Source organism: Nonomuraea sediminis, from assembly GCF_018531495.1.
Taxonomy (GTDB): Bacteria; Actinomycetota; Actinomycetes; order Streptosporangiales; family Streptosporangiaceae; genus Nonomuraea; species Nonomuraea sediminis.
The window spans coordinates 655,560-671,573 of record NZ_JAHDTI010000001.1; the positions used below are offsets into that span (position 1 = coordinate 655,560).

A 16,014-nucleotide genomic window follows, 5' to 3' on the forward strand; every position below is an offset into this window, starting at 1 on the left:
GTCAGATCACTCCCATCGCGCCGACGTACTGAAGTCCGCGGTTCACGGTCACCGACGTCGGTTCGGCCTGCGGGTAGTGGTTCGTCACGTTCACCACCGTCCGCGACAAGGCGCCGCCTCCCGCGAGCCCGTCCGGGACGGTCACACCAGGCACTGACAGGTCCGACATCGCCGTCTTCGACGCGAGAGAGGCCACCTTCTTCAGCGAAGAGACGACGAGCCCAGTGCTCTTGTCGAGGCCGATCGACATGCCCTGCATCATGAAGGCGCCGATCTGGGCGAACACCTTCGACGGCGACTTGATGCCGAGGGCGTCTTTGGCGCTCTTGACGATGTTGGCGAAGAAGCCGCGGACGTTGTTGTACAGGGTGCCCGCCATCGACTGGAGTTTGTTCCAGAAGCCGGACACGACGTCCTGGGCGATGCCCGCCATGGCCGGACCTATGTTCGACACGGCGGACTTGATCCGGCCTGGGAGGTCGCGGAACCAGCCCACCAGGGTCGTCCCGATCCACTGGCCGATGGCGTTGACCATGTCGGGGATGATGCTGTGCCCGACCAAGACGTCGTACATCCAGCGGAACACGGCAACCCCGGCCTCGATGATCGGTTTGATCTGCGCGACGATCTGCGCCACCTTCACGCCGAGCTGGGCGAACCCGACTCCGATCTTGGTCAGCCACGGCAGGATGGGAATCAGGGCAGGGATGACCTGCTGAATGACCATGACGGCCAAATCGGTCAAAATCGGAAGCACGGGCAGCATCGCCCTAGCTAGCTCGACAAAGGCAGGAACTAGCCCATTCAGTAGCGAAGGGATCAGCTGCAGGAACGGCGGCAGGACCTGCTGCACGACCGCAGCCGCGATCTGACCGAACGCGGCATAGACGGGCTGCATCAGCGGCCCAAGCTGGGACAAGGCGCCCGAAACGGCCATAAGGGCAGGTTGCAGGGCGCTCGCCAGCGCACTGATCACAGGACCGAGCGCAGCCGAGAGATTACTCAGCGCAATGCCGAGTACCTGGCCGAAGATGCCCGCGAGCTGGGCAACGATCGGCAGCAGCGGAGCGACAGCGGCCAGCGCAGCCGAGAGTCCTTGACCGAGCGCGAGCAGCCCCGCCTGCAGTTCAGGCGACGCGAACGCCTTCGCGAGCATCGACGCGACCATGGTCAGCCCAGGACCGAGCGCAGCCAGAGCCGGCCCGAGCGCGGACACCGCCGCGGCGAGCCCCGGACCCAAGGCGGTCGCGATGTTCGCGATGTGCGGCGCGATCTGGGCGACCGCGCCGCCCAAGGCCGCGAAGATCGGGCCCAGGGCGCTGCCGACCTGGCTCAGGCTCTTGAAGATCGTGACCAAGGCCTGCTGGCCCTGCGCGCTGTTGACGAACTGGTTCACCTGGCCGAGCAACTGGCCGATGATGCCAAGCGCGTTCGACCCGCCGGTCTGCATCGCGGAGAAGACGCCACGCACGATGCCGATGACGTTGGACAGCACGCCGCCGAGCTGCTTGAACACAGCGAGCGCGCCCTGCATCCAGCTCAGAGCCCGTCCGCTCGCGGCCGCGTTCGACAGGAACTCGCCGAACCGCTGCGCCACAGACGCGATCCCAGGTGCGACACCAGACGAGAACTGCGCTCCCACCACGGCGATGTCGCGGAACCCGGCCAGCACCGGCTGGATCGCGGGCTGGATCGCGGCGACCGCCGACCGCAGCGACACGAAGATCGACGTGATCGCGGATGCGGTGGACGACGACGCGGCGAACCGCGCCACCTCCGCACCAGCGAGACCGAACTCCCGCGCGACGCCCTGCATACCGGACTGCAGCGGCCCCGCTACAGCGGCCGCAGCCGCCCGGATATGACCTGCAAGCGGCGCGAAGAAGGCGTCCTGGACGGCGCTCCGAAGCTGATCGATCGTGGGCTTGACCGAGCGCAGCTCACGCGCGGCGGCCTGCGCGGCTGGTGACAGCCCGGCCAGGGACTCCTGGAACTTCTTCGGGTCATCACCGAGCGCCGCCTTGAAGGCGTCGCCAACTCCGAGTAGAGCTACCTTGAGGGTGGCCATCGCGCCGACGCCGAGCGCTACCGCACCCGGCAGAGCAGCGACAATGCCGCCAGCCGGGGCCAGCGCTGCGGCGAAACCAACCGCGCTTTGTGCGGCCGCCGCCATTGAGGCCGCCAGGGTCGCCGCTTTGAGCGCCGCGACGGTGAACTGGGCGCCCATGGACCCGGCCGACTTGGCGAGACCGCCAGCGTCGATGTCGAGCTTCTTCGCGGCGTCCCGCATGAAGGTCATGAATCGGCGGACAGCGGTCGTGCCCCGGTCCTTCACATCGATCGTCGCGAACAACTCGCCAACGTTCAGCGCCATCGGGTTTCACCTCCTGTGATCTGGGGTGGGTGAAGCCAGTGGAAAGCTGGACGATGGCGGACGCTTCACCGCTGCTCGCCCGGGTCAAGGGCGCGGGCCAGTCGCGAGTCACACGTCAGCAGCCCGTGCAGCCGCGTCCGCAGCCATCGCCACGACCTGGCGCGGAGCAGACTTGGCTCGCCGAGGTCGATGCCGAACACCTCGTGCAAGTCGGCCTCGACGAGCGCCCAGCGCGTCAGGATGTCTTGCCACGAGACGGTTCGGCCTTTCGAGACCGAGAGGCCGTCGTCGGGGTCGTAGTAGTCGCGGACCCCCGAGACCGGGTCGATTTCGCCGCCGCTGCTGTCGCCCGACGAGTCGCCCGATTCGGGGCTGGGGCTTCCCCCGCGCCGCCCGAAGCCCAGATCTTGGCCGCGGCTTCCTTACCGGCCGCCACCCACACCAGCGCCGTCGCACCGACGTGCTGGATCTTCGGCCACGACACGCCGTCGTCACGCAGTTCGTCCCAGACGGGCCCGAGGACCCGCTGGTACAGGTCCCGCTCCTCGTCGTCGTTCAGCACGACTTCGGCCAGCTCGTTCAGCTTCGGGTCGTCCACCGCCTGGCCCTGCTCGGCCGCCAGGCCAGCGTGCATGAGCCGCTGGCACAGCAGTCCGACTTCAGCGTCCGGGGCGGGGATGCGGTACAACTTCCCGCCGACCGGAAGCGGCAGGGAGTCGTCGAAGAAGTCGTCGAGGTCCTGGAACGTCGTCGTCACGGCGCCACCGGGTTCGTGATCTCGATGGGCGCACCCTGACCCAGCAGGGTGAAGTCGAACGGCTCCAGGTCCGTGACGCTACCGCCCTTGGTGAACTCGGATACGGTGCAGACGCCCTTGTAGGCGTCCGGCGCGCCGTCCCGGCGGTACCAGCGGACCGGGATGTTGGCGCCGAAGCCGACCTTCCGGGCGGCGTGACGGATCGCTTCTTGACCGGGGTCGGCCGTGAACACTGCGTCGTCGGTCCGCTTGCGACGGCCTTCCGCCTCGATCTGCCAGGTACGGCTCGTGACGACGCTGCTGCCCCAGCCCCCCTCGTCGTCGAAGTCGCCATCGTCCTCGGTGTTGTCGTCGGTGGTCTCCTGGAAGCTGGTGAGACCCTTCACCGGGATCCACGTCGGGTTCTCCATGTCGGGCCCGGTGCCGACGTCGAGCTTCCAGTCCTTCGCAAGCAGGGAACGCAGCCCCATGATCACTCCTTTTATGGGCATCCCAGATAGCCGAAAGCGGAAGCGCTATCGGCAGAAAAGGTCACTAGTCGCGGTGCGGCGACGGCCTATAAACCATCAGGTCAAACGAGTCGGCCCGCTCCCAACGACCGCTGGAATCGCGGCCGAGCGGGGCGATCAGCGTGCGGCGCGCGAGAAGCACGTGCACGCCCGTCGATAGCGTCACGTTGGCCAAGCCATGCACGGCGTCGAACACGCCGTCCGCCAGGTCATCCACGACCCTCGGGTCAGTCTTGGCTCGGAAGCGGGCCTGCATCTGCACGCTGGAGTCCGGCTGCTCCACATCGTCGCCCGCCTGCCCCACGCCGTACACGGCGAGCGCGATGGCCGTGTCGGGCTTAGCCGGGAGACCACCGATCGTCAACGCGATCTGGTTGTCGGCGTAGATGCCGTTCGGGTTCCAGTCAGCAACACCAGCCTCGCCGAGCAGAACCGCGAACCCGGTCAGAAGGTCACGAGTCCAGCTCACTTGAACACCTGCCGCAGCTGTCTGGCGATCATCAGTTTGACCACCTCAGCCTCCTCACGGACCGCGAGCTCCAAGAACTTCGCGGTCCGCCCCGGCTTGTGGTTGTAGTCGAGGTTTTCGTGTTGCACGACGGCATACGGGGTGTCGTAGGAGACGATGCCGCGCAGGTCGGACTCCTTCACAACGGCCGCGCCTGACCGCTCCAGCACGCCTTCGTCGTGCGGGACACGCTGGTTGGACACCGACAGCACATGCTCAGTGGCCAAGCGCAGGCCCCGCGAGGCCGCGCGATGGATCTCGGCGGTGACCTCCTCAGCGTTGACCTTCGCGTTGAACCTGGCCTTGGCCATCAGCGGCACACCACCTCAACGTGGTCCGGCGTCGGCAGCCCGCCGGCGTCGCGGGCGAAACTAGTGATGACGGTGGTCACCCGCCCGTTGACGGTGACTCTGCTCCCCTCCGGGCAGAGCGTGCCCGGAGGGAAGAACACTGTGGTGTCGGACACGACTTCGGCGCCCTGCGCGTCTCTGACCAGCCTGCGCTCATCGTCAACAAGGCAGCGGGACTCGAAAGCTGGCCCGTACACCGGGCCGTACGCCCCGTCCCCCTGGAACGGTTCGATGGTCGCGGTGTGCCGAAGTAGCCACTCGGGCAGCATCACCACACGCTCCCGTCGAGGATGTAGCCGGGCAGCAGTCCGGCCCGTTGCAGGATCGACGAGGCGTCCGGGGAGTACCGCGGGGGCGGCGCATCCCCGGAGTTGCCACGCTCGAGGCGGACCGAGCCGATCGACACCGACTTGAAGGCCGCCGCGACCCCGAACTCGTCGCCCACGGCGATCGTCCACGCGGCCTGCGCGCACGTCGCCAACTTCATCGCGTCGGCGTCCTTGGCTCGCGTCGGCATGCCAGCGTCGTCGGTCGGGTAGATCGAGGCGAACAGCAGCTCGTCGATCCGCTCCGACGCCCGCTCAAGCCGCCGGGCGATGCCGTCGGGCGCGGCCTGGCCGGTATATGCCGTGTAGTCGGCAGCGGTCGCGTATCCCATGGCTATGCCGGGAGTTCGAGCACCGCGACGGACAGCCCGGCTGGGTTGTCGTAGTCGATGTACACCTTGCCGTTGGCCTGCCGGTACACCGCGCGGAACGCCGGGATCAGCACGTCGCCCGTGGTCGGCGGGATGACGTAGGGCCGGTCCACGATGTCCTGGCCGTCCACGGTCGCCGGGATCTGCACCGTCACCGTACGCGCGGCGGCGTTGGTGTTCTTCACCCGCAGCATCCGCCGCTCCGAGTGGACGAACATGTGTCCGTCCACGATGGCCGGTGTCAGCGCGGCGGTGAGGTCCAGGCCCCCGCGGGGGACCGGGACGGCGTTCAGGTCAGTCCTCGCCATTGCTTTCCTCCCCGAACTCCTCGATGAGCGCGGCCTTGCTCAGCGACTTGGCGTCGGCCTCGGGCATGCCACGAGAGACCGCGTGGGCGACCCACGCGGCCTTGTTGTCGTGTTCGGATGGGCGGGCCGGCCCGGCCGGAGCCGGACCGGACTCGTCGTCGGCGGGCGCGGAAGGCCCGCTGATGATCTGCCAGTTGTCCAACATGTCCAGCCAGGGATCGCGGTCGGCGACCTCGACCACCTGGCCGGTGTTGGAGTTGCGGTAGACGAACGTCACGCCGCCACTCCGTGGATCAGGACGGCGCGGTTGGCATCGAGGGTCTTGACGCCGTAGAGGCAGTCCACTGAGACCACGTCCTGCTTGGCCTTGATGTCGTAGTCCATGACGACCCTGACGCCGAAGCCCTTGTACGACTCGACGGCCGCGTTGGCCGCGCCCTGCGGCAGAACCAGCGGCCTCGTGACCAGGCAGAACGCAGTCCGATGGAACGCGACGCCGATCTCCGTGTTCGGCTGGCCGGACGTGGGCGTACCGGTCGGTCCGTGGATGTTCTGCGTCTGGTAGCCGTCGAATCCGAAGACCCTGCGGCCCAGGTTCGCCTCACGCAGACCGTCCGTGTCGCCACGGGTGTCGGCCTGGTGGAACAGCGGGTCCGACAGCCACAGCGCCTCGATCTCCGGGCCGACGACGAGGTGCCTGTCGGCCGCGGGGACGTTGCGCTGGTTGAGCACGCGTCGGGCGTCGATCGCGACCTGCGGCTTGTCGTAGTTGTGGATGCAGGGGCCGGTGACGCCTGTGATGGGCGCACCAGCCTTGCCCACGCGCTGCACGATGTCGTTGCGCAGCGCCAGGATGTCCCGGTCGATCTTCTGGGCGATGGCCTCCATCGCCGGGTTGAGCAGCTGCGTCCCGAAGTCCTCGATCTCGAGGGTCAATTCTTCCGCCGTGACCGCGAAGGACACGTCGGCGAAGTGGTTCAGCGTGATCGGCACGCTGCCCTCGGAGGCGTTCTGGATCTGGATGCCGGTCGCGCGGTTGAACTCGTTCGCCGTGAACACCGCGGGCTTCCTGACGGAAATCGTGTCGCCGACGCGGGAGACAAACTCCTGCTCATAGTCCCTGTGGACGAGCTGGGCCATGACGCAGGTCTCGTACAGGGTCGCCAACGCCTGCTTGGCGATGATCGACGGGGTGAGGAAGGTGTTAGCCATTCGGGCCTTTCAACTCCTTAGAAGTGCCAATAGCGGGACCGCTCTTGGCTGCTAGGACGAGGCGCGCTTCTTACGCCTGGCGCGGAACTCGTCGATGGAGGGCTCGGAATCCACGGGACGTCCACCAGGCCCGCCGGTGAACTCGCCTCCCGAGCGCGCGGGCGGCCCCGCCTGGGTGGCCGCCTTGAACTTGGGGTTGTTCTCCACCGCCGTCTGGATCGTGTCCGTCAGCGACGTGGAGAAGTCGTCGGCGTCCGGGTCCATGTCCCGGACGGCCTTCAGGAACGACCTGCTGTCGAGCAGAGCGTCAGGGTCCGCGCCCACCTTCTGGCTGGCACGGTGGACCGCGAGCTCGATCAGGGCACGACGGTGCCGCTCCTTCTCCGCGTCGCGCTCCTTGGCCGTGGTGTCCCGCTCGGCCGTCAGCGTGTCGATCACCTGTTGCGGGTCCAGCGGCTTCTCCTCCTCAGCCACCAGGCCGAGAGCCTTGGCGATCTGCTGGGCGAAGTCGGTCTTGACCTGCTGGGTGACCTCGTCTGCGGACGGCCCCTGCTGCCCGGTCGCCTCGTCGGCGGCCTTCTGCGCGTCTTTCAGCTTCGACCGGTAGTCGGCCGCCTCCGCGCGGGTGTCCTTGATGAGCTTCTGCGCCCACGAAGGAAGCTGGTCCACGCGCTTGGCGTCGGGATTCACCGCTGTGTCGTCGGCCACCGGCGGCTCGGGCGGCGTGACCTCGGCCTGCGCGGGAGGAGTCTGCTCCTCCTGCTGCGGCTGGCCTTCGCCGTCCTCGGGAGCGCCACCCGCGATCAGGTAGATCGGGGTGACAAGGTCCTTGCGGTAGCCGAGGAACGCGCCCGGCGTTGTCGGCAGGATGTTTTCAGGCATGACGAGATCGCCCTCCTGGAGCGTGTTCGTCGGGACATGGGAAGGACTCGCGCCCGGCGGGTCCGAAGAAGGGCGCCTAAGCGCCTGAGCTAGCGAGGCAGCCTGGCCGCCTTCGTCAGGCCCTTAAGCTGCCGCTGGTAGTTGGCGATCTTGGCGGCGGCCTTCGCGCGGGCTTCGTCGTCGAGCGCGACCGCTGCGCGCCGCTTGTTCTCTCGGATCTTCCGCTCCAGGTAGCGCTGCCGCTGCGCGTCCTCGTACGTGGCCTTCGACCGCACGACCGGTGCCGGCCTCGACACCCCCGGAAGGTAGGCGTTCAGTGAATGCCCGCAGTTCGGGTGGAGCAGCCCCGCCAGCCGGGCCTCCGCGACCGTCCCCGCGACCTGGACAAACACCTGCACGCCGGTCGCCGGGTTCTCCTCGACCCTGGTCCCTGCTGAACCGGACAGGGCCAGCACCTCGCCCTCCCAGCGGGCGCACCGATCGCACGTGTACGGCAGCCGCGACACACTGACCAGACCGATCCCGGCGTCGCGCAGCGTGGACAGGTGTCCGTCCACTGCTGCCCGCGCGGTCGCGGTCCGCATGGCCATCTCGACGTAGCTGGCCATGTTCCACGTTCGGGACGGGTTGGCCGAATCGGTGAACCCTGTGATCCCCTGCGCGGTGAGCCGGTCGAGCGCCCGCTGTGCGGCCTCGCGCCGTGTCTCCGCGCCGACCAGCACCCGGCCGGCCGTCTCGGCGACGACGTTGCGGTAGATGTCGTCCACCGCGCGCAGCGCCCCCTCGTGCACCGACGTGACCAGACTGACCGCCTGCGCGGCCAACTCGGCGACGCCCTGACCGGCGCTGATGCCCCGCTTCGCGCCGAGATTCCTCGCGTCCTGCAGCACCCGCTCCAGCCGCTTACGCAGCTTTGCGTCAGCGACCTGCAGCACCGCGCCACGCACCGCGGCGTCCATGCCTTCGGCCCACGTGTCCAGCACTGCCGCCTGCGCAGCCTTCTTCGCGACCGACTCGAGGCGGCGGACGATCGCCTCGGCTTCCTTGCGGAGCTGGGTCACCTCAGCGAGCCGCTTGGCCGCCCAGTCGTTGCCGTCGTCGTTGTCGAGGTCTTTGCCGACCCGCGCCGCGATTCGCTCCAGCAGCGCCGCCTCAGCGTCGGCGTACATGGCTGCGACCAGCCGCGCCTGCTCCAGCCCGGCCTCAATCGCCCCGGCTGGAGTGATGGCCATCAATCCTCGCCGAGGTCAGGGACGAACGTTTCATCCAAGGCGGCCGGGTCGGGCACGTTCAGCCCGAGCTCGTCGCGGAGCCGTTTCTTCTCGGCCTCCACCTGTACGTCATCCCAGTCGGGGTGGACCCACCGAATCTTGGTGTCCAGTGACACGGCCTGCGCCCGATTCAGCATGTCCAGCGTCCGGCCCATGCTCTCGGGGTCGGGCATGACGCCGTCCGGCCACTCGACCATCGCACGCTCGGCCACGACCTTCGTCCCGAACACGGCGTGATCGACGGCCATCATCGCCTCCGACAACCAGGCCAAGCGCGGCGTCCAGTAGCCGATCTTCCGGCCGCGCGTTGAGTACGACCGGTGCTTCTGCATGTGGATCTCGGTCGCGGTGCGGGCCTGCCCGTCACCGCCCTCACCGAAGCTCTGCACCGAGTACCCGGCGCCCCGCACGATCTGCTCCACCAGGTGCTTCGACGTCTCGGCGTGCTCCTGCACCCGGATCGCGAACTGCGACAACGTGATCATGCTGCCGGGGTTGTTCGGCGACGGCAGCATGCCGCCCAGCGGACTGTAGATCTCCCGGTCGGGATCCCATGCCGCGGCTTGTCCGCGGCCGGTCGTCGTCAGGTACACCTCCGGGACGATGATCCGCGCCTTAGCCAGCCGCAGGTCCCGCATCCAGCTCGTCCACGTCTCATCCAAGGCGTCCATCAGCGGCTCGACGCCCTGGTAGTCGCTTCGGCCGATCGCTGTGCCCCGGATTAGCCTGTGTGGCCTCATGTTCGGGACGTAATCGACGAGCAGGCCCCGCTCGAAGCCGCTGTCGAACCCGCCGTCCTCGTCCACCAGCGCGGCGAACTCCTCGGTGGCGGGGTGCTCCTGCAGCGGCACCTGCATGCCCAAGTGATCCTCGTCGCCCAGGTACAGGCCATGGAAGACGCGGCCCTGCTCGTGCCGCTCCAGGTGCCGCCACACCTCGCCGTTGCGGTCGTCCTCGTGCACAACCTTCCAGAACGTGACCGCCTTCAGCCGCCCGTTGTGGAACTCCGGCACAGCGGCGTCCGGCGGCAACGCATCCACCACCGGATGGTCCGCCATCGTCGTGTCCCAGCCGACCCGCAGATACACCCCGCCGTACGCGGCAGACAGCTCGGCGGCTTCCAGCAGAGAGCCGTAAACCCCGGCCTCGTGCATCACCGAGTCGAGTCGGGTCTGCCCCTTCTTGCCCTTGACCTTGAGAGTCGGCGGCTCCGAGAACAGCAAGTCGGCCGACGTCGCGGCAATGTCAGCGGCCATCGGGACATGAAGCTTCGTCGCCCGCGACTGCGCGGCAGGCGTCGGCGTCCCCCAGAAATAACGGACCAACCGGCCAAAGTAGCCGCCTGCACGGGTGATCGGACGGTCCCAGCCTTTCGGGTCCGTCCCCACCCTCGGCGCTGGCTTGTTGCCGCCGTATACGTCGGCCAGCCGGTCCGGGTCGCCCGCGTACCAGGCCCCATGCGTGTCGTAGAGCCGCATCTCCTGTCGGATCGCTGGCGGCGGCCACTCCTGATTACGCTCGGGAAGCGGCATCGGCCACCCTCCTGTTCACGTTTGTTCGATCTCCGACAGGGCCGCGGCCAATTGCGTCCATCCCTCAGCGATGGAAACCTTGGCCTCGACCATCGCGGGGTTGGGTTCGCAGTCGGCGCGCTCCAGGACGTCGGCGGCCCGCGCTGCTGCCTGCCGCCAGGTGATGGTCTGGTCGCTCATCCGGCGTCCGCCGGCCAGTGCCAGGTGCCGGGGTCGGCCCCGTACCGCACGTTGAACTCGTGGAACCCGCCGACAGCGCCAGGGGTGAACACCCACAGGTGGACGTGCAGCGAGTCGTCCAGCGCGGGTACCGCGCCGATCTTCACGCCTTCCGGGTCCAGCGTCGTCATGTCGGCAGTGACGATCGCGGCCCGCACGGCGTGCAGGCCTCGCTTGCCTCGGTAGCGGACGATGTCGCCGGTGGCTGGGATGCGGAGCATGAGGTGTCTCCTCAGGTGATGGGGACGGACCCGCAGGGGAGCACAGGCCGCTCGACCGCACCGGTCACGCGGACCCACATCAGGTAGGTGCCGTCCGGCAGGACCACCGACGAGCCGGGGCCGATGAGGATGCGCGCCCGCGCGCCCTCCGGGGTGGTGCTGGCCCACTCGGCGGGCTTCCAGTCGCCTTCGGTCGGCTCGGCGCCGAGGTTGGTGAATGCGATCTCCACCTGCTCCGACCCGGATGCGCCCTTGACGGTGGTGTAGATGTAGGGGCGGCTGAGAGACGAGATCGGTTCCATGGCAGGGCCTCCTACGACGTTGTTGTCGGGGGATCGGCAGACCACGAGGTGTGCGGTGAAGAGGCGTGCCATTCCACGACGGGCGGCGATGCTGACCACGCTGTGAACGGGGCGCTGGCACGAAGCGGCGGGATAAGGCGCAGGATCCGTCGCACGGTGCCGGTCTCGACGACCAGGCCCAGGACACGGACGATCGGCGGCTGCGGCCGGACCGGGAGCGTCGAACCGGTCTCGGTCACCGAAGTGACCGGCCGGACCTTGACCCGGCCGAACGAGGCAGCCGTACCGATCTCAAAGACCTGCGTAATGCGTCGCCCGCGGGCGACATGGAGCGTCTGGGACTGGCCGTTCTCAACGACCATGCCCAACACACGTACCTTGGCCGGGGTGATCGGCCGCGCTTGTCCTGTCTCGGCAATCTGGCGGACCGCTGCCCACCCTCGGAACGGAGCCGCGGTGCCGAGCTCGGCGACCAGCCCCACGCCGCGGGCCTTGATCTGGGTGAGCGGCCATGCCGTACCGGTCTCCATCGATCGGCCGAGCGTGCGCGCCTTCGTCCGAACCAGCGCTGCGGGCTGACCGTCCTCGACCACCCGGCCGAGCAACCGGGCCATGATGCGCGTGAGCGGCTGCGCGCTGCTGACCTCAGTCACCTTGCCGAGCACCCGGGTCTTCGTCCGGCCCAACGGCTGGACGAACCCAGCCTCTGTGACCTTGACGACGACTGATCCGGACGCTGTGGACCGGACGACGATGGGGCGTGCGGGGAATCCGCGTCCTGCGCGGGGCATCGTCTACCCCCTCACCACGTTGCTGCCCGGTGCGCCGCACGTGAGGCACCGACTGTGGCGCGAGGCCGCCTGCTCACGGTGGACGGGGCCGGGCCGAGTTTGTCCGGCCCGACAGCCAGCTCGTCCATGTACCAGCGGCCGGCGTCGCCGCTGTCGCGCCAGAGGTGGAACTCGGCTGTGCGCGGCTTTCCGCCCGGCCACGCCGTGATGGGCGAAATGACGTAGTCGTCGTGGGCTGCGGACTCTGGATCAAGGTAGGTCCACATCTCGCTGGTGCCGTTGCCAGCCGAGTCGATGGTGTAGCAGAACTCCAGACGGACCCACTGGTTGACTGGCATCACCGCGTTGCCGGTCACCGCGGCGGTGGTGCCTCCTCCAGTGGCGATGCGGAACTTGAGGGTGCTGTTGCCCATCCACACCTTGGACACGACCCCGGTGGGGCCGAGCAGCGCCATCAGCGGCTTGAACGTGGCCGGGCCGATCGCGCCTGCCCAGTAGAGGTAGACACGCAGGTACAAAGCGTCGCCTACCGTGCCGAGGGCCTGCCAGTCGATGTGGGTGTCTGCGCCTGCGACGCCGTTAGTCGCCACCAACCCTGATCCGCCAAAGGGATTGGCATTGCTGAACTGCGGCGACCCCACGACGTTGGTGAACGGCGAGCCGCTGGCTCCTCCAGAGTTGCCGGTGGTGATCGCTGTGCCGTTGGTGCCACCGTTGAGGTTGTTGGTCCGCGGGCTGGTGAGGTCGGGGACCTGAAAGACGATGTCGTCGATGTAAGCGGCGTCGCTGCCTGTGGAGACGCTGCTGTCCTTGCTGTAGCGGAACACCACTTGCGTGGCACCCGCCAGGTTGAAGACGGCTGATTGTGTCCAGGGCACCGTGCCGTGGGCGGTCAGCTTCACGACGCCGTTGATGAGGAATTCCAGCTTGTCGTGCGTCGGCTCGGAGGAGACCGCGTGCCAGAATTGGATAGTGGTGGCCCCAGGCGGCACGGTGAGCGTCCAGGTCGCCGACTGGCTGTCCGCGATGGGGACGTGGGAGTAGCAGTAGGTGCCGCTGTGAGGGTTGGTGTTGTTGAACCCCCATAGACCGCCCTCATCGGACGGCAGCCCAAGTCCGCTCTCGAAGTCCTCCACCCACAGCATGCCGGAGCCTCCTCTCGTTCCTGCGCGTCAGGCGCGCTCGACCCAGAAGCCCGCAGAGATGCTGACCGGCGCCGCGTACTTGGCGCGCAGCACGAAACCCGTGCCTGGTCCGCAGTCCGGGGTGTCGCCCAGCGGGATGTCATAGTGGACGAGCCCGCCGTTCGGGCTCAGTGGGAACGCGTCAATCACCGTGAGCACGGTCGGCTCGGCCGTCCACGCAGCAGCAGCGAGGAAACCGGCCGCGATGGTGCGGCCGTACAGCTGCTGCGGTGTCACCGAGGTCGAGCCGGCCGCGCCCGGGGCGTTGGTAGCGAAGGTCGCGGCGCACAGCTCGATGTCACCCGGCACCCCGCTGGCGGAGATGCCGTACAGGCCGACCCTGATCTTCTTGAGGTCCAGGCCACACGCGGCCGGGGCGAGGACGCCGACCACGCTCTTGGCCGTGTTCGCAACCAGCGCGACCGGCGCGGGCGTGAGGACGGAGTATCCGGTCTTCGCCATGGTCACACCGCCCGGAAGAAGCCGCTGGGGTCCACCTGCGCGACCACGTTGGAGCCGTCTGGGTTGATCGGGAAGTCATGCGACGTGAGTGGCACGATCGCCGAGTCTGGCGACGCGGCCGCCGGACGGTAGCAGACCAGGATCTTCGACCAGTTACTTCCCGGCTGCACGTTGGCCCACGTCTGCCCGGGGATGGACAGGTCCACCCAGTCGTTGACGTCGTCGGGTACGACCGGGTTCAGGTCGGCCGCGACCAGCACCTTGCGGCTGTAACCCGTGTTGGTGGCCTCGTCGGTGGCTCCGCCGAGCACGTCGGCCAGCGTGTCCTTGTCTTTCAAGACGGCGTCGGTTTCGACGTTCGCAGCGGCCAGGGCCAGCACAATCAGCGCGCTGCCAGCTGGGTCCCCGATCTTGACCCGGTTGTACAGCTCGGTGGTACGGCCCTTGGCGACGTTGAACTGGAAGTCGGGCATGACACTCCTCACTCATGAAAAGAAACGGGGCTGTCTCGGCCTCCGGCGTAGCCCCTCAACTACGCAGGAGACCGAGACGGCCGGTGCTCAACGCACGCGGGTGGGGCGTGCGGAGCGGGCGCACCCCTCAGCCCGCCACAGATCGAGGGGTGCGCGTTCATGGGGTCAGAAGGCTGGTTGCAGCATGGGCAGCCACGCCGCCTGAGTGGTGTGCAGGGCGTACCGGACGGCGTCCAGCGCGTGATCGTCCACCTTCACGGGGGCATCCTCGCCGCGTTCGGCCTTCTTGTCGTCCCACGCGTACGACCCGACCTCGTCCAAGAACCCGGACACCGACCGGTGCACCCGCAGGTGGTCGGCCGCCAGCAGGTTGCTGACGGTGCGGATGCCGTCGTTGACGGAGTTGTCGCCCATCGTCGGGGTGAACCCGTCGCGTAGGAGTTGGGTGATGAAGCTCGCGGCGGACGGGTCCACGACCACCCACTGCGGCCGCACCCCGCTGGTGCCGGGGCCGTAGGTGCCGGGGACGTTGTCCAGCCAGTCGGTGAGCTTCTGCGAGTACTCGGCGTCGGTGAGTTGCCGCCGTTCCTTGCGGGAGTCCCATCGGAACTCGCTGGCGAGGTAGATGCGGCGCTGCCCCTTGTCGTCCGGGGTGGACACGCCGACGAGGATGGCGTCGAACGGGTTGACGGTGCCATAGTCAACGCCCACGCTGAGCCAGCGCTCCATCAGCGGCAGCTCGTCCACGACGTGCCGGTCCGGGTCGTACATGTCGTAGATGGCGCCCTCGGCCATCACCCAGAGCCCTAGGATGAACCTCTTGTACCAAAGGCCCGTGTACTCGGCCTTGAGCGCCCGCACGTAGTCCGAGTCCAACGCCTTGTTGTCGTCCAAGGTGAAGTGCCAGTGCCGCAGGTCCAGCGCGTGCTTGCGGTCGAGGAACTGCCTTTTAAGCCAGTGATTCGGGGCGTCCGGGTTGGTGGTCGCGAATAGCTTCGCGCCCTTCACCGACAGGCGCGCGAGCAGCTGGTCCCAGAACTCGCGCTCGATCAGCGTCGCCTCGTCCACGTACGCCCCGGCACAGGTCATGCCTCGCAGTCGGTTCTCCGACCGAGCGTCGTTCGACGAGATGATCTCGACGCGGCGGCCCAAGATGTTGGCGGTGGGCGCGCCCCTCGTATAGATGATCCGCCTCGCGATCGGGCCGGTAATCGCCGGATCCGTGAGCGGGTCGAACACGTTCCGAGCGATGGTGTCGCTCGTCTTGCCGACGATCACCAGCGAACCACCACGGGGCGCGTTCGCCACGTAGACCAGGAACCGCAACAAACTGGCGATGGTTTTTCCAGAACGGATCGCTCCGCTCCATATATTTAGGCGCGCCGTGGACTCGGCGATGCTGCGCTCCTGCTTGGGCGACAGCGTGAGCGGGCCCGGCATGGTCACAGGTCGTCTCCCGACTCGATCTCGCCGAGGACTTCGACCTCGAGGATCATGTCCGTGTCAGGGTCGGGGGTGGCGTGCTTCTGCTGGAGCTGGATGAGCAGGTTGCCCAACAGCGACGCCATGTCGCCGTCCGCGACGCCGTTGCGGTTGATGAGGTCAAGGCCGAGCAGGCTCGATCGCCTGTTGATGCACTTGAGCGCGGTCTCGCAGGCCTGAACCTCGCCCTTGATGACCTTCGGCCACAAGCTGGCCATGATCCGGTCGAGGCGGTCGATCTCCAATTTGAGCAGCTGCTCGCTGGCCATCTGCTCCTGCTTGGCTGCCCTCTGCAAGGCCCTGTCGATGTCCTTGCTGACGGAGGCCGCGCCCGAGTAGCCCAACCGCTCAGCGATCACGGTGGGGCTGACGCCCGCGATACGCATCTGCACCGCCTGGTAGCGGCGCTGGGAGATCTCGACCTGGCGGGCCTTGCTGACGACCATGAGGGGAACTCCTGATCTAGGTACGCTTCTCGGG

23 protein-coding genes are annotated in these 16,014 nt (G+C 67.8%); all 23 read right to left on the reverse strand.

From position 1 onward, the window contains the following. Position 1 precedes the first annotated feature (1 nt). Positions 2-2,374 carry a phage tail protein gene (locus tag KIK09_RS02945; RefSeq protein ID WP_214317038.1) on the reverse strand — a complete coding sequence of 791 codons (2,373 nt, stop codon included), beginning with the start codon at positions 2,372-2,374 and terminating at the stop codon, positions 2-4. Positions 2,375-2,439: 65 nt separating this feature from the next. Then, positions 2,440-2,583, reverse strand: coding sequence for a hypothetical protein (locus tag KIK09_RS02950; protein ID WP_214317039.1), 144 nt, complete (start codon positions 2,581-2,583; stop codon positions 2,440-2,442). A 26-nt stretch (positions 2,584-2,609) separates the two neighbouring features. Then, positions 2,610-3,131, reverse strand: coding sequence for a DUF7426 family protein (locus KIK09_RS02955; RefSeq protein ID WP_214317040.1), 522 nt, complete (start codon positions 3,129-3,131; stop codon positions 2,610-2,612). Beyond that, complete coding sequence (locus KIK09_RS02960) at positions 3,128-3,601, reverse strand: phage tail tube protein (RefSeq protein ID WP_214317041.1); 474 nt, start codon at positions 3,599-3,601, stop codon at positions 3,128-3,130. Before KIK09_RS02960 ends, KIK09_RS02955 begins: the two co-directional genes overlap by 4 nt. 64 nt (positions 3,602-3,665) lie before the next feature. Then, entirely contained in the window at positions 3,666-4,109 is a 444-nt protein-coding gene (locus KIK09_RS02965) for a minor capsid protein (RefSeq protein WP_214317042.1), read from the reverse strand. Beyond that, entirely contained in the window at positions 4,106-4,468 is a 363-nt protein-coding gene (locus KIK09_RS02970) for a minor capsid protein (protein ID WP_214317043.1), read from the reverse strand. Before KIK09_RS02970 ends, KIK09_RS02965 begins: the two co-directional genes overlap by 4 nt. After that, entirely contained in the window at positions 4,459-4,770 is a 312-nt protein-coding gene (locus tag KIK09_RS02975; RefSeq protein ID WP_214317044.1) for a hypothetical protein, read from the reverse strand. Before KIK09_RS02975 ends, KIK09_RS02970 begins: the two co-directional genes overlap by 10 nt. Beyond that, positions 4,767-5,156 (reverse strand): head-tail connector protein, encoded by a 390-nt coding sequence (locus KIK09_RS02980; RefSeq protein WP_214317045.1) that lies wholly within the window; start codon positions 5,154-5,156, stop codon positions 4,767-4,769. Before KIK09_RS02980 ends, KIK09_RS02975 begins: the two co-directional genes overlap by 4 nt. A gap of 2 nt (positions 5,157-5,158) precedes the next feature. Next, on the reverse strand, positions 5,159-5,503 hold the full coding sequence (locus KIK09_RS02985; RefSeq protein ID WP_214317046.1) for a hypothetical protein: 345 nt from the start codon (positions 5,501-5,503) through the stop codon (positions 5,159-5,161). Further along, positions 5,490-5,780, reverse strand: a complete 291-nt coding sequence (locus tag KIK09_RS02990) for a hypothetical protein (RefSeq protein WP_214317047.1) — start codon at positions 5,778-5,780, stop codon at positions 5,490-5,492. The genes KIK09_RS02985 and KIK09_RS02990 overlap by 14 nt, the downstream gene beginning before the upstream one ends. After that, positions 5,777-6,715, reverse strand: a complete 939-nt coding sequence (locus tag KIK09_RS02995) for a major capsid protein (protein ID WP_214317048.1) — start codon at positions 6,713-6,715, stop codon at positions 5,777-5,779. The genes KIK09_RS02990 and KIK09_RS02995 overlap by 4 nt, the downstream gene beginning before the upstream one ends. A 51-nt stretch (positions 6,716-6,766) precedes the next feature. Next, a complete protein-coding gene (locus KIK09_RS03000) occupies positions 6,767-7,597 on the reverse strand; it encodes a DUF7239 family protein (RefSeq protein WP_214317049.1) in 831 nt (276 codons plus the stop codon). Positions 7,598-7,686: 89 nt separating this feature from the next. Continuing rightward, the gene (locus tag KIK09_RS03005) at positions 7,687-8,829 is read right to left on the reverse strand and encodes a phage minor capsid protein (RefSeq protein ID WP_214317050.1); all 1,143 of its coding nucleotides are present in this window, start codon (positions 8,827-8,829) and stop codon (positions 7,687-7,689) included. After that, positions 8,829-10,400 (reverse strand): phage portal protein, encoded by a 1,572-nt coding sequence (locus tag KIK09_RS03010; RefSeq protein ID WP_214317051.1) that lies wholly within the window; start codon positions 10,398-10,400, stop codon positions 8,829-8,831. The genes KIK09_RS03005 and KIK09_RS03010 overlap by 1 nt, the downstream gene beginning before the upstream one ends. Before the next feature lie 15 nt (positions 10,401-10,415). After that, the gene (locus tag KIK09_RS03015) at positions 10,416-10,580 is read right to left on the reverse strand and encodes a hypothetical protein (RefSeq protein ID WP_214317052.1); all 165 of its coding nucleotides are present in this window, start codon (positions 10,578-10,580) and stop codon (positions 10,416-10,418) included. Further along, complete coding sequence (locus tag KIK09_RS03020; protein WP_214317053.1) at positions 10,577-10,840, reverse strand: hypothetical protein; 264 nt, start codon at positions 10,838-10,840, stop codon at positions 10,577-10,579. Before KIK09_RS03020 ends, KIK09_RS03015 begins: the two co-directional genes overlap by 4 nt. Positions 10,841-10,851: 11 nt before the next feature. Continuing rightward, positions 10,852-11,142, reverse strand: a complete 291-nt coding sequence (locus KIK09_RS03025) for a hypothetical protein (protein WP_214317054.1) — start codon at positions 11,140-11,142, stop codon at positions 10,852-10,854. An 11-nt stretch (positions 11,143-11,153) separates the two neighbouring features. Then, the gene (locus KIK09_RS03030) at positions 11,154-11,807 is read right to left on the reverse strand and encodes a hypothetical protein (RefSeq protein ID WP_214317055.1); all 654 of its coding nucleotides are present in this window, start codon (positions 11,805-11,807) and stop codon (positions 11,154-11,156) included. Positions 11,808-11,944: 137 nt separating this feature from the next. Further along, positions 11,945-13,078: a hypothetical protein gene (locus KIK09_RS03035; RefSeq protein ID WP_214317056.1), complete on the reverse strand. Its 1,134-nt coding sequence runs from the start codon at positions 13,076-13,078 to the stop codon at positions 11,945-11,947. 27 nt (positions 13,079-13,105) lie between these two features. Next, positions 13,106-13,579 carry a hypothetical protein gene (locus KIK09_RS03040; protein WP_214317057.1) on the reverse strand — a complete coding sequence of 158 codons (474 nt, stop codon included), beginning with the start codon at positions 13,577-13,579 and terminating at the stop codon, positions 13,106-13,108. A 2-nt stretch (positions 13,580-13,581) separates the two neighbouring features. Further along, the gene (locus KIK09_RS03045) at positions 13,582-14,052 is read right to left on the reverse strand and encodes a hypothetical protein (RefSeq protein WP_214317058.1); all 471 of its coding nucleotides are present in this window, start codon (positions 14,050-14,052) and stop codon (positions 13,582-13,584) included. Between the two features lie 165 nt (positions 14,053-14,217). Then, positions 14,218-15,492: a PBSX family phage terminase large subunit gene (locus tag KIK09_RS03050; protein WP_250572667.1), complete on the reverse strand. Its 1,275-nt coding sequence runs from the start codon at positions 15,490-15,492 to the stop codon at positions 14,218-14,220. 2 nt (positions 15,493-15,494) lie between these two features. Continuing rightward, the gene (locus KIK09_RS03055) at positions 15,495-15,980 is read right to left on the reverse strand and encodes a hypothetical protein (RefSeq protein ID WP_214317060.1); all 486 of its coding nucleotides are present in this window, start codon (positions 15,978-15,980) and stop codon (positions 15,495-15,497) included. Positions 15,981-16,014 lie beyond the last annotated feature (34 nt).